General features: G+C 31.3%; 7 protein-coding genes and 1 other annotated feature (1 of these 8 cut by a window edge). Of the genes, 2 read left to right on the top strand and 5 right to left on the bottom strand.

What is annotated here, in order from left to right; translation table 11 throughout:
• Positions 1-19 precede the first annotated feature (19 nt).
• Positions 20-4,078 carry an AAA domain-containing protein gene (locus tag AB3K27_RS01475; RefSeq protein WP_368489500.1) on the bottom strand — a complete coding sequence of 1,353 codons (4,059 nt, stop codon included), beginning with the start codon at positions 4,076-4,078 and terminating at the stop codon, positions 20-22.
• 294 nt (positions 4,079-4,372) lie between these two features.
• On the opposite strand from AB3K27_RS01475, the gene AB3K27_RS01470 reads away from it, so the two are divergent.
• The gene (locus AB3K27_RS01470; protein WP_368489499.1) at positions 4,373-4,981 is read left to right on the top strand and encodes a TetR/AcrR family transcriptional regulator; all 609 of its coding nucleotides are present in this window, start codon (positions 4,373-4,375) and stop codon (positions 4,979-4,981) included.
• Positions 4,982-5,143: 162 nt separating this feature from the next.
• Here the strand turns inward: AB3K27_RS01470 and AB3K27_RS01465 are convergent, their stop codons facing one another.
• Positions 5,144-6,442 carry an IS110 family transposase gene (locus tag AB3K27_RS01465; RefSeq protein ID WP_368487541.1) on the bottom strand — a complete coding sequence of 433 codons (1,299 nt, stop codon included), beginning with the start codon at positions 6,440-6,442 and terminating at the stop codon, positions 5,144-5,146.
• A 355-nt stretch (positions 6,443-6,797) separates the two neighbouring features.
• Here AB3K27_RS01465 and ppsA point away from each other — a divergent pair, with 355 nt between their 5' ends.
• Entirely contained in the window at positions 6,798-9,422 is a 2,625-nt protein-coding gene (gene ppsA, locus AB3K27_RS01460; RefSeq protein WP_368489498.1) for a phosphoenolpyruvate synthase, read from the top strand.
• 178 nt (positions 9,423-9,600) lie between these two features.
• Here the strand turns inward: ppsA and AB3K27_RS01455 are convergent, their stop codons facing one another.
• The 3 genes from AB3K27_RS01455 to ileS all read right to left on the bottom strand — a co-directional run bounded on the left by AB3K27_RS01455 (position 9,601) and on the right by ileS (position 14,517).
• Positions 9,601-10,209, bottom strand: coding sequence for a DedA family protein (locus tag AB3K27_RS01455; RefSeq protein WP_368491143.1), 609 nt, complete (start codon positions 10,207-10,209; stop codon positions 9,601-9,603).
• A gap of 138 nt (positions 10,210-10,347) precedes the next feature.
• Positions 10,348-11,346, bottom strand: coding sequence for a LacI family DNA-binding transcriptional regulator (locus tag AB3K27_RS01450; protein ID WP_368489497.1), 999 nt, complete (start codon positions 11,344-11,346; stop codon positions 10,348-10,350).
• A gap of 66 nt (positions 11,347-11,412) precedes the next feature.
• Entirely contained in the window at positions 11,413-14,517 is a 3,105-nt protein-coding gene (gene ileS, locus AB3K27_RS01445; protein ID WP_368489496.1) for an isoleucine--tRNA ligase, read from the bottom strand.
• A gap of 164 nt (positions 14,518-14,681) precedes the next feature.
• Positions 14,682-14,896, bottom strand: a binding site (T-box leader); it runs 10 nt beyond the window's last position.

Here is a 14,896-nt window from a genome sequence, read left to right as displayed (position 1 = left end):
ATAATTTTTGTAAATAACTCTATACTACTCTGAGATTTTTGGCATCAATTTCTTCTGTTTTATACTGCTCTATTCCTATATCACTTAATTTTTCCCATAATTTATTCATAACTCTTTCTGGATTATAATAAAATTCACTTCCTCTAATCCTATAAAATATCCACCCCACCCTTTCTAAATCCAATTGTCTCTCTATATTCTCCTTCCAATTATATTTCTCTGAAGACATATCTCCATCACATATAATAGCTACTCTATTTCTAGATCCTTCTACTATAAAATCTATTTTATATTTGCCTATTTTTACATCTGGTATTACATTATATCCTTTATTTTTTATAATATTATAGATATCTTTTTGGAACCTAGATTGGAATATATAATCTACATTTTTATTATTGGCATAATATTTATCATAATTTAAACAATAGTTTAAAAGATAATAACGTGCACATTCTACATTTAAATCTTCTAATTCTACTGAATGAAATAACCACATTTGATTTCTAGCTCTGCTAGCTGCTACATTAAATCTTCTAATATCATTTTCTCTCATAAGAGGAGCAAATTTTACATCATTTGAAATTACCATAGACAAGAACATTATATCCCTTTCATCTCCCTGGAAAGAATAGGCATCCCCGCATATCAGCTTTCTTTTTATCATTTCTTCTACGCCTATCTTTTCCCTGAGCATGCCTGCTATTAGATGCCCTTGAGCTTCTCCAAGTAAAGATATAACCCCCATAGTCATATCAGAATATTTGGTATCATTACAACAAGATACGACCTTCTCCACCAGACACTTTGCTTCTTTTACATTAATAGGCTTAACAGGATCTCTTGCTCCATCGTTGACTTTAATAGTGTTTATAGGAGGATAAAATTTCTCACAGTTCTTAGGATACCTTAAAGGTATTATTTCCCCAGAATAACTTAAATCATTGCTAAAATTTATTATTTCAGGAATACATCTAAAATGCTCTTTTAACATTAATCTGCTTGGAAATACTCTAAGAGCTGTATCATAAAGACTCGTTTGAAGATCAAACCATTCTTTTTGAGGTATATCTTTTAGATATTTATCTATTAAGTCATATATGTTACTTTGATCAATTCCAACAGTTTCCGGACTTATCTGTTTGTCATCTCCTACTATTACTGCCCTTTTGGCTCTCATAAGTGCACATAATGAGAATATATCACTTTGACTGCTTTCATCAAATATTATTACATCAAACATATTTTTAGACAACTTTACATTCTCAATAATTCTATTTAGAGGCATAATCCATACTGGAATTACTTCTTTACATTTCTCCATTTCATTTTGAGCTATTTTTCTATATTCAGGTACCATTTTACCTCGGCCCTTGCCAATTCTCTTTACTGCCTGCAGCCATGAAAATAAACTTCTTTTTTGATTTTCAGTAGTTTGACGTATTTCATTATACCAGGTTTTTTTTGAAACTATATCCTTTATAATTACCTTTTCCTTATTTTTTTCTTCTTCTATACTTTCTTCTAAGGCTTCTGAATTTAAACTATACATATCACTCAGGAAACTATTCCATTGAGCCCATCTCCATGCTTGTTCCCAATCTTTAAATTTCTCTCCTGCTAAATTCCAATTGTCCATTATATTTTCAGCAGTGTTGGGACATACTTTACTTATTCTGCTTAATAACTCATCTATCTTGGCAGATTTATTTTTTATAGCACTCATTTCTTTCAATCTTTCTAATGTCTTTTTAACCTTATCCGTATTAAGCTCTTCTATAGCTTTATAAAGACCTTTTAATCTTTCTGAATTATTTATTGTCTTCTTAAATACTTCTATATACGCTTTAGCCTGATTATATTTATTTATATTTTTTATGGCTTTTACACATTTAATTAAATACTCATAAGTTTCTTTTTTATGCCAATTAATATATGGAGGAATTGATATTCTCCCAAAACTTTCCATAATACGTTTTTTATACTTCGCATCCCAATTTACAATTTCGCTCAAATGTTCTAAATTTTTTTCAATAGAAATAAGGTCAGCTTCTTTTAGATTGGAGCTTATTATTTTCCCACCATAATCTTTTACAGTGTTATTCCAAATAGCTTTTAATTCTTTGAATATTTGTTCCTGCTGTGTATAGAGCTTAACTGTCATAGCTTGGTTCATAGTTTTTAAAGGCTTACCATCTATCTTACAATTGTCCAATATATAGTTATATTCTGAATGAAGCATAATAAAAAATTTGCTTATTTTCCCATTATCATTTAAAGCATTGTATAATACATTAAACTTTTCTATAAACTTGTCCATATTAATATCTTTAGGAATTTCCACCTTGTGATTTCTAAGTTGATTTCTAATCCTACCAAGCATTAATATATAGTTATTGCTTTTATATAGTAAATCCTTAAGTGCTTCCTTTGTTATATTGCTATTGTAATAATTATACATCATGTTTCCCCACATACCTTCTCCAAGATATGAAATTTTATTTTTACACTCTTCAATTAATTCTAATAGTTTATCATAATCACATCTGTCATTATAAGGTATATGCCATCCCTCTACTGTTTCAATGCATTTTTCATATTCCATAGTTAATTGTTTGTATTCTTCTATTTTTTCACAAAATTCCTCTTCATCAGGTAGCCTGGTTACTATATTTTTTATGCTATCAAAACGGCATTTTTCAGTTTTATCTAATTCTCTTAACAAATAAATTAATAACTCAAACTCTTTTTCTGAAATAGGTATATTTTCATTAATATCTACTCTATCATTTATCCAATTATACTTGTCCTTATTATCTTTTACCCATTTTGCCATATACATAGTATCATAATTTTTCCCTTTGTAATTTACACTGTAGTTTTCTAATTTTTCTACATGCTTAAGCTTTTCATATAAAATCTGTTGATTTTTTCTGCAATGATTCAATTTTCGTTCTAGTATTTTAATATCACTATACATCAATTCAGGATCTTCAGATAAATTATCTGTTATTTTTCTTATAGATTCATTAAGGTTATTTAAAGAGTTAGCATCATTACCTAATATACTGATACACAATGGTTTTATTTCATCAGGTATTTTTTCCGTTAACACTTTAAGCGCCCTGCTTGTCTGGCTTGTTACTAATACCCTTTTCCCATAGGCAAGAAGATGACATATTAAATTTATTATAGTATGACTTTTACCGGTACCTGGAGGTCCCTGTACAACTACCCCATAATTTTCTGATATACGTTTTATTATTTCCTTTTGATCTGAGTTTGCCGGTAATGGAAAAAGTAAGTCTTGTCCAACATTTCTCCACTGATTTATATCCTCTTCACTATAATTTATATCTTTTTCATCTACTAAAGCTTTAATAGTTTCAGGTATTTTACACCCATTATCTATTCCTTTTATTATATTATTAATTTCAATTTCCCATAATTTCATACTATTTTTTCTTGCTAAAATAACAGAAGTATTATAGATAACCGGAAATTCTTCAAAATTAATTTTTTTCCTTGAAAATTTATTTTTATTAACCACTCCCCTAGTATCTATATTAGAAAGTAACTCTAAAAATATATTCTCAATTTCCCCCATATTTTTAGGATCTAAATTACTCTCATTCACTTTATCTTCCAACTTAAAAATATTAGCCACATCACATTGTTTTAAATCTTCAAATAGAAAAGTCTCCAAAGTAGTTTTAGCAGAAGGAATTAGCATAAAATTTCCTTTTATCTTATTAAACTCTATTTTCATCCTAGTTGTTAAAACTGGATAAATAATTTTATCGTTTTCTAGCTTCCATACTATTAATCCGTGCCCAAAAACTATCTCAAAGTTCTCTCCATTTTTTTCATTTTCTTGATATAAGTTAAAAAATTCTCTGTATAGCTTATTATTATTCTTATTTATTTCTACCCAAGATTCACTATTGGGTGTGTGGCAAAATTCTTCTTCCCAGTATAACTTATCACAATCATAAATATTCTTTATGCATTTTTGATTTAGTTCTTTTAAATTTAGCAAGTAATAAAATATCCTTTTTACCTTATCCCTATAATTCATAATTCCCCTCCTATAATGGCAAACAATAATTATATTTACTTTTATGTTAAATTATACCACCATTTAGAAAAAATTTCAAAAAATTCGTTAAACAAAATTCAGATATCTGCGACAATATTTTTTCATAATGTCTAAATATAGAAAAGAGCTTAAGATGGTTATTTAGAATAGTTATTAAATAAAATATAATGATTAAAATTATTCGTGAAAATATTATTGACCGGATTGGTTTATAGTAATATAATTATATCATCGTGAACCGATTCGGTCGGTAAACTTTGTGGGGTGAGTTCTATGGAAAAATTTTTTAATTTGCCTGTAAAGAAACAAAAGACAATTATAGATGCTGCACTTAAATCTTTTGCTGCCAATGGTTATAAGAAAACCTCCGTAAGCGACATTGCTGCTGCTGCGGGAATTTCAAAAGCAATGGTATTTCATTACTTCGGTACAAAGAAAGCCTTATATCTTTATTTAATTGAGCTATGCGGCAATATTATTACGAAGGAAGTTAATGAAAAATTTGATTATACCATTACTGATTTCTTTGAAAGAATTAAACTTTCATCTAATATTGAAATTGCGATTATGAGAAAACATAATGCAATTCCGGCCTTTTTAACAAGTATGTATTTTGAAAATGATGAGAAAGTAAAAGAAGACATAAGAAGCATTTTAGCGAAAGGAGAGGGTTTCAGAAACAAAATTGCTTTTGATGGTATGGACTGTTCAAAATTTAAAGAAGGTATTGATCCAAAGCTGGTTATGAAAATGCTTCTCTGGCTTACTGATGGGTATATGAATCAATTATCAAGTAAGACAGAGATTGATTATGAAGGCTTTTTAAAAGAATTTGAGGAATGCATGGATTTACTTAAAAACAATTTTTATAAGACCAGCTAGTAAAAGTCAATAGTTAATTTAAAAAATTTATTTACTAAATTTAAGAGCAAAAAAGAGCATGGCAAACAAACCATAAAAAAATACGAACTATGGCAAATTTTTACTAAAACTAAATTGGAAATAATTTATCCAATTTGGACCATAATTAATTTGTCTAAGTGGTTAAGAAACTGATCTTGAAAAATTAGTAACATACATTTGGTTGTGCAGTTTTGGTTCACGAATTTCATAAGGCTTTTGATCTCTAAGAACTGCAAATATGTACTTTACAAGTTTGTGCATAATTGCACAAAGAGCAACTTTCTTCTTCTTACCATTTAAGTTTTTATTGCGATACTGGTAAAGAACACTGTTAATTGGTTTACCAGTTTTGGATTTTCTTATTGATGCAAGAGCAGCAGCATAAAGTGCTCTTCTACCAAAGCGTGTACCACGCTTGGACATTTTATTTTGGTCACTATTAAATTTCCCGGATTGACTAACTGAAGGGTCAATTCCAAAGAAAGCAACCATTTCTTTTGGATGCTTGAACCTTGTAGGATCGCCTATTTCACTCATTATGGTTACAGCTGTAATAAAGCCTATACCTTTGAAAGAAAGAAGCAATGCTATGTTGTTCTTAAATGAAGCAGGTGTTGAGTCATTTTTAACTGCTGATTCTATTTCATTTACTAGAGTTTCAATTTGTTCATTAATGATGTTTAAAAGCTTTATATTTATGCCTATAGTTACTTTAAAGGAATTATTGGTTATTCCTATTTGTACAGCACTTAGTGCAGCGTTTAAAAGTTTGTTATATGTGTTTGTACACCAGTCAATTGATTTACAAGAATTTTCCTTTAGTAAAGCAATTAAATCATCTTTTGGTGCATCAACAATTGCTTTAGGGGATGAAAATTTACTTAAAACTGCTAATGAAGTAACACCAGCTACGTCAGAAAAAACATTATGATATCCAGGAAAAAACGTTCTAAGATCAGAAGATAACTTTTTCTTGAACTGGGAACGGTTATCTATAAGGCTGTAGTAATCACGACAAAGTGATCTTACAGCAAATATTGGGATATCTAAATAATCAGACATTTTTATATTTTGAAATTTTGCTATGTTTGCAATAGTTAAGGCATCCATTTTATCATTTTTCACTTTTCTTATTCCTAAATTTTTGTTACTATTAGTAATAAGAGGATTTATAACGAAAGTTTCTAATTCGTTATTCTTTAGGAAGTGGAAAAGAGTTAAATGGTAAACACCAGTTGATTCCATGAAAAGTGATGGTTTCATGGAGAACTCTTTTTCCACTTTTCTCATTTCTTTGAGAAGATAAGAGAAACCATCAGAAGTGTGCATTATCTTGAAAGCCTTTCTATAAACTGCTCCATCAGGGGCTAGTATTGCAACCATAGAATAATCAGCAGAAACATCGATACCTACTACAGGTAAATTAAAAAATTTTGACATTGTAAATATCTCCTTTTCATATATTTTTGAAGATAGAACAGAGTATCCATACCTAACAGTGAGCTAACAACCTCGTTTGTGACACGAGTAATTCTTCCGCAAGGGAAGAAACTCAACCAGCTAAACATCTAACCTCTATTCAGAAGATATTATACAATGATTTAACTATTAATCAAGTTACCCTTGTGGAAGATACACTCTTATTATTTTTAGACTTACTAAAGGATATTGCAATTTCCAGAACGGAACTTGAGATGTACGAACAATAATTAATTTATATTTATAAATATCCGTTAGTAGAGATGATCTAATCTCTATTGATTGGTACAACTATATTATACGAGGAGGAATATATATGAGTTCATATGTGTTAGGTTTTCAAGAAATTGATAAATCAAAACTTCCGGTAGTAGGAGGCAAAGGTGCCAATCTTGGAGAATTGTCCAAAATTAAGGGAATAGCCGTTCCAGATGGTTTTTGCATAACTACTGAAGCATATAAAAGAATTGTTGACAACAATCCCGAATTTAATGTATTAATTGATAAATTATCCCTTTTAAAGGTAGATGACAGGGGAAAAATCGGCCAGCTCAGCAAAAAAATTCGCGGGGTTATAGAAAGTATGGACATTTCAAAGGATATTGCAAAAGAGGTATCACAATATATTTTAAAGCTTGGGGAAAAAAATGCCTATGCCGTGCGCTCAAGTGCCACAGCAGAGGATTTGCCCCTGGCTTCCTTTGCAGGTCAGCAGGATACCTATCTGAATATTATGGGAAAAGATAACATACTGAAGTATATCAAAAAGTGCTGGGCATCACTTTACACAGACAGAGCAGTAATTTATCGTATACAAAATGATTTTGACCACCGCAAAGTTTATCTATCTGTAGTAATACAGAAGATGGTTTTTCCACAGGCTTCAGGAATAATGTTTACTGCAGATCCTGTTACCTCCAACAGAAAGGTTGTATCCATTGATGCAAGCTTTGGGCTCGGGGAGGCTCTCGTATCCGGTCTAGTAAATCCAGATATCTATAAAGTGCGGCAAGGCAGTATACTAGATAAAAAGATATCCACCAAGAAATCGGCCATATATGCACTAGAGACAGGCGGCACAAAGGAGCAAGAGATTGAAGCTACACAGCAGAATAAGCAAACACTTCCGGATGATCAGATTTTGCAACTAGAGAGTATGGGTAGAAAGATTGAGGCGTATTTTGGATGTCCACAAGATATAGAATGGTGCTTTTATGAAGATAAATTCTATATTGTTCAAAGTCGCCCTATCACTACATTATATCCTATACCTCCGGAAACTAAGGATGGGAAGAATCATGTATATATCTCATTTGGACACCGGCAGATGATGACCGAAGCCATGAGGCCACTGGGAATGTCTCTTTTCCAGACTTTATTCAAACAGATGATCAGCGGCGTCATGAGTGAGATGGGTGGAAGACTTTATATAGATGTATCTCGTGAGATTTCTTCACCCTTTGGCAGGATGACATTTATAAAAGGTCTTGATACGGTGGATGTTCTAATGAAGAGTGCTATTATTAATCTGACGAAAAGAAAGAATTTTATGAAAACTCTGTATAAGGGAAAGACAGTCATGCCTCCAAAATCAATGTGGCTGAAATGGTTAAACCTTACCATAAAAGACTATAGGGCAAACGATCCAGCTATAGTGGAAAGACTAATGAATAATAATAAGGCTCTGATGCTGGAAATGGAGCAAAGTATTGCTAAAGTTTCGGGAGATAAACTGTTTGATTTTATTCTAAAGAGTATGAAGCAAATAATGGATACTATTTTTGATAGCTATGGAGTGGTTTTTGCGGGAGCCTATGCCTCTTATTGGATAAACAAGAATATTCAAAAATGGCTGGGTAAAAAAAATGCAGCTGATATCCTTGCTCAATCTGTATCTAATAATGTTACATCTGAAATGGGACTTGAGCTTTTGGATGTAGCGGATGTTGTCAGGCAATATCCAGAAGTGATTGAATATTTCCAGCAGCCGAAAGAAGCTACTTTTTTTAAAGATTTAAGCAAACTAGAAGGTGGCTTGGCTGTTACTAATTCAATTAAAGCATATCTTAAGAAATATGGTATGCGTTGTTCTGCGGAAATTGATATAACAAGAACGAGATGGAATGAAAGGTCAACCATACTTGTTCCTGCTATTCTAAGTAATATCAAAGCTTTTGGACCAAATGCACACAGTATTAAGTTTGAACAGGGACTGAAGGACGCAAAGCAGAAGGAGCAGGAAATCCTAAGTAGCCTTGAGAAATTGCCTGGTGGAAAAAGAAAAGCCAAGAAGGCCAAAAAAGCAATCAGTGTTTTACGTAACTATGCTGGTTACCGTGAATTCAATAAATATATCCTCATATGGTTTGATTGGATTATCAAACAGGCGTTAATGAAAGAAGCTGATATTTTAGTTTATAAAGGTATAATAGGTCATAAAGAGGATATATATTACCTGACTTTTGATGAACTTAGGAATGTTGTTAAAACAAATAGGCTGGATTACAGTATTATAATTAAGAGGAAAGAAGAATATGAAATCTTTGAAAAGCTTACACCTCCTCGTGTGATAACATCTGAAGGAGAGATTATATCTGGTGAATATGATACCAGCAGCATACCTCATGGAGCATTAGCAGGAGTACCTGTTTCCTCAGGTGTTGTGGAAGGACGTGCAAGAGTTGTTTTAAAAATGGAGGATGCCAATATAGAGAAAGGAGATATTTTGGTCACAACATTTACTGATCCTAGTTGGACTCCGCTATTTGTATCGATTAAGGGCTTGGTTACCGAAGTAGGGGGGATGATGACCCACGGGGCTGTCGTTGCAAGAGAATATGGCTTACCTGCAGTGGTAAGCGTGGAGAATGCTACAAAATTGATTAAAGACGGACAGAAAATAAGGATAAATGGAAAAGAAGGATATGTAGAAATTCTGTGATGAACAAGTTAAAATATGAAATGCTAAGGGAGGACGGCCTTATGAAAAGAGGTAAGAAAGCTTTAAATACGAATTTCATGCCTTATTCATATATTACTTTGAAAGACCAGCAAATTAATTGCTGGTCTTTCAAAGTAACATTAATATTTTTTTAATCAAATGATATTTAGACACATGCCTATGAATTTTCTGTCTGCACCTTTTTAGATATAAACTTATAAAGAATAAATGCAACTATTAAAATCACTAAGGCTATATCTGCAAAGTGAAACCATTCACGTATAATAGTCCAATTTTCTCCCATTTTATAACCAGCGTATCCTAAAATTATACTCCATATAGTCGATCCTAATAAAGTATATATGGTAAATTTTTTAACATCCATTTTACTTATACCTGCAGGAAGAGAAATAAATGTTCTAATTATAGGTAAAAGCCTGGAATAAAATACTATTTTTTCTCCATATTTATTAAAGTAATAATCACTTTTTTCAATATGGGACTTCGATAGCCTAAGCTTATCAGCATATTTTTCAACTAAAGGTCTTCCCCCTATTTTACCAATATAATACGCCCCTATGGAACCTGCTGTTCCTCCAAGCGTTCCAAAAATTATAACAAGAGTTAAATTTAATCTTCCTGTAAAGCTTAAATATCCCCCAAAAGGTAATATAGCTTCACTTGGGATAGGTATACAGGCACTTTCTAAGGCCATAGCTATGAATGTACCTACATAACCTGTTTTGTCCAGGACAAAAATAACTACATCAATTATTCTTTCTATCATCATACGTTCCTTTCCCACGAAAAATATGTATTTTATTTATACTCTATTATATATTATATCCCGGAATTTTTGTATTAATTTTCTATAAACAGTGTTAGTACTAAGTTTATCAAAACCAACTACACTTAATTTTGTATATTATTTTTTACAAGAGTCTCTTTCAATTAGTTGATGAGGTAATACATAATTTGTATTATCCATTTTCTGATTGTTTATTAATTTTATAAGCATTCTCATACCCACAGAGCCCATGTCATAAATAGGCTGAGCTACAGTAGTCAATTTAGGATAAAATATAGACGCTGAATATATATTATCAAACCCCATAACATCTACATCTTCAGGTACTTTGATACCCCTGTCCCTTAGCGCGTTTATGGCTCCCATAGCAATTTCATCACTGCTGCAAAATATTGAATCCACCTCTACCTTATCTAGTATTTTATTTATACCCTCATATCCATCTTTTGCTTTCAGATTACTAAAATAAGTCCTATCTTTATCAACTTTTAAATTATTTTCCTCAAGAGCTTTTTTATATCCTTTATACCTTACTGCACTTGCATTAGCCATATCTTCACTGGCACCTATATAGGCTACTTTTTTATTCCCTTTATTTATTAAATAAGTCACTCCATCATATGCTGCCTTTTCATTATCAATAGTTACACTAGGAATATCCTCTTTATCATTAGTAGTCTCTACCAATACCATTGGAATCTGAAGCTGTTTTATAAGATTTAACATATCCTCTTCCAAAGAATTACTCATATATAAAACTCCATCTGACATTTTTTCTTTTAAAACTTTTAAATATTCCGTTTCCTTTTCTATATCCAAATCAGTATTACACAGCATTATATTATAATCATATATATTTGCTACATCCTCAGCTCCTCTTACAATCTCAGGATAAAATTGATTGGATATATCAGGAATTATTATTCCTATAGTTCTTGTTTTTTGGGTTTTAAGACTTCTTGCTACTATATTAGGTCTGTATCCTAGTTTTTTAATAGCTGCTAAAACCTTCTTTTTAGTTTCCTCATTTACAACATCTACATCATTGAGTACTCTGGAAACTGTAGCTATAGAAACTCCTGCCTCCTTAGCAACGTCTTTAATTGATGTGGCCATTTTATCACCTACCGATTTGTTTTTTATAATTATACTTACAAAATTACTTTATTACAAGATAATTTGTTATTTTAATACTTCTACTGCAATATTAAGTTTCTCTCCATTAATGTTGCAACTACTATATTCTCTATTTTCATTATAAACGACTTCTACCGCAAGAGTCTCCTTTTTAATTTGAGCTTCAAATTTTTTCACTACTCCTTCAAGCTTTTCATTGTCTGAAACATATAATTTTATTTTATCAGCAACTTCAAATCCACTTTCTTTTCTCATATTTTGTATTTTACTTAATACTTCCCTCAAATTTCCTTCTTCCTTAAGTTCTTCTGTAATTGTAGTTTCTAGAACTATTCCTGTACTCCCTTCTCCAGCAAAAGCAAAGCCTTCTAATCCTTCCATAGTAATAAGTAAATTTTCTGAGTTCAATTCTATTTCAGTTTCATCTATTTGTATTTTTACCATTTCATTATTATTTATTTTACTGGCCAAGTTCATTTGACTCATGGAAGATATACTTTGTTTTATTTTAGGTATCATCCTTCCATATTTCTTTCCCAATACAGGAAGATTAGGCTTTATATTAAAATTAACATATTTTGATAGATCTGCATTAAATACTATATTTTTAATGTTTAACTCACTTTTTATTATATCCCCATAGTATTCAGGAAGTGTTTTTGCACTTATGAGCATTTCAGATAATGGCTGCCTATTTTTTATATTGGCCGCATTTCTAGCACTTCTTCCTAATTTTACTATTTTATAGCATTCTTCCATATTTATTTCTAAATCATTATCTACTAAACTTAAATTATACTCCGGCCATTTACATAAATGTATACTTTCCGGTACATCCTTATTTAAACTTAAAATGAGATTTTGATAAATTTCTTCTGTCATAAATGGTACGAAAGGTGCTGTAATTAGACATAACGTATTTAATACATTATATAAAGTTACATAAGCCCCTATTTTATCCTCTGTTAATTTTTCATTCCAAAATCTGGTTCTATTTCTTCTTACATACCAATTTGAAAGTTCATCTACAAAATTTCCAATGTTTTCTGCAGCCTGTGTAATTCTATAGTTATCCAAATTTTCCTCTGTCTTTTTTATTAGTGAATTCAACCTTGAAATAACCCATTTATCCATTACATTTTTACTTACAAAATCTGGATATTTTAAAGGATTAAATTTATCCAAATCTGCATAAAGTACATAAAAGGAATATACATTCCAAAGTGTACCTAAAAACTTTCTCTGACTATCTTGAACTGCTTCTTCATAGAATCTAGATGGAAGCCATGGCGCACTTTCTGTATAAAAATACCACCTAGTAGCATCTGCTCCTTCATTCTCTAGTACCACTTCAGGACTCAATACATTTCCCTTGTGCTTTGACATCTTAAGACCATGTTTATCCAATACGTGTCCTAAAACCAGACAATTTTCAAAGGAACTTTTATCAAATAATACTGTAGATATTGCCATAAGAGTGTAAAACCATCCTCTAGTCTGATCTACAGCTTCAGATATAAACTGAGCTGGAAAATTTTTTTCAAAAAGCTCCTTATTTTCAAATGGATAATGATGCTGTGCAAAAGGCATAGATCCTGAGTCAAACCAACAATCAATTACTTCTGGTACCCTTTCCATTTCCTTCTGGCATTTATCACATTTTAATTTAACTTCATCTATGTATGGCTTATGAAGCTCTATGTCATCTGGTACATCAATTCCCTTTTCCTTTAATTCTGCAATACTTCCTATACATTCCCTATGACCACACTCACATTCCCATATAGGCAGCGGTGTACCCCAATATCTTTCTCTACTAAGTCCCCAATCTATTACCCCTTCAACAAATTTTCCAAATCTTCCTGTCCTTATATTGTCCGGATACCAGTTTGTATCATTAGTATTCTTAATAAGTTTATCCCTCATAGCTGACATTCTAATGAACCAGGTATCTCTTGGATAATATAGAAGTGGTGTATCACATCTCCAGCAGAATGGATAAGAGTGAGTAAATTTCTCTGCCTTATATAATATATTTTTTTCCTTTAAGTATGCTATTATTTGGGGATCCGCATCTTTTACAAAGAGTCCCTTCCACGGAGTAACTTCTTCTTTAAATTTTCCCTGTGTAGTTACAGAATTTATCATAGGTATATCGTACTTTTTACATGTAATACTATCATCTTCACCAAATGCAGGTGCTGTATGCACGATTCCAGTACCGTCTGTCAGGGTTACATAATCACCATGAACAACATAATGGGCTTTCCCCTCAAAAGGTGTAAAATTAAACATAGGTTCATACTCTATTCCCAGCATTTCTTCACCTTTAAATTTCTTTACAACTTCATATTCCCCTTCTAACTTTTCAAGAAGTCCTTCCGCTAATATCAGGCACTCTCCATCATTGATTACTTCTACATAATCATAACTTTTATTTATTGTCAAAGCCATGTTATTGGGTAATGTCCATGGAGTTGTAGTCCATGCAAGAATATATTTATTTTCATTTTTAATTTTAAATTTGACATATACTGATGTTTCTTTTACATCCTTATACCCTTGTGAAACTTCATGTGAAGAGAGAGCAGTACCACACCTAGGACAATAAGGTACTATTTTATGTCCTTTATATAAAAGATTTTTATCCCATATTTGTTTCAAAGCCCACCATTCTGACTCTATATAATCATTGTGATAAGTTACATATGGGTCATCCATATCTACCCAAAAGCCTATTCTATCAGACATCTTTCTCCATTGATTTACATAAGTAAATACACTATCTTTACACTTTTTTATAAACTCCTCTACACCATATTTTTCAATTTGAGGTTTCCCTGAGATTCCAAGACTTTTTTCAACCTCTAGTTCAACAGGAAGCCCATGGGTATCCCAACCGGCTTTTCTTAAGACCCTATATCCCTTCATAGATTTATATCTAGGTATAAGATCCTTTATAACTCTAGTCAAAACGTGTCCTATATGAGGTTTTCCATTGGCAGTTGGAGGACCATCATAAAAAGTGAAATACTCTCCCTGCTTATTGGAACTAAAACTTTTTTCTACTACTTTTTTATCCTGCCATAATTTCAAAATATCTTTTTCCATCTGTACAAAACTTTTATTATTATCAATTTTTTTATACATAAATTGAACTCCTTTCATCTTTATTGTTAATTTTTTACTACTTATTTTGTTTTATACATAGCTTAAATATGCTATTTAAAATGCATACAGTTATATTCATATTTAAAACATTGTTATTTAAATTAATCTCTATGTAGATTATTTACAATAAAAAAACTTCATCCAAATAGGACGAAGTTAAATTCGTTATACCACCTATGGTAATTTTTAAAACACTAACATGGTATTCTCTAACGCAGAATTACGTAAAAATTTACTCAGATATTTAACTACTTTTCAATCCTCAAACTCCCAGGTGATTTTCTTTAAATTATCCTACGGATTCTCACCATTGGCCGCTCTCTGTAAATGATATAAACCTAAATACTTTTCCTGTTCA

This window comes from Clostridium sp. BJN0013, from assembly GCF_040939125.1.
In the GTDB taxonomy this organism is placed as follows: Bacteria; Bacillota; Clostridia; order Clostridiales; family Clostridiaceae; genus Clostridium_B.
Note: the sequence above shows the minus strand (reverse complement) of the source record. Positions and strands in the feature narration are given on the sequence as shown.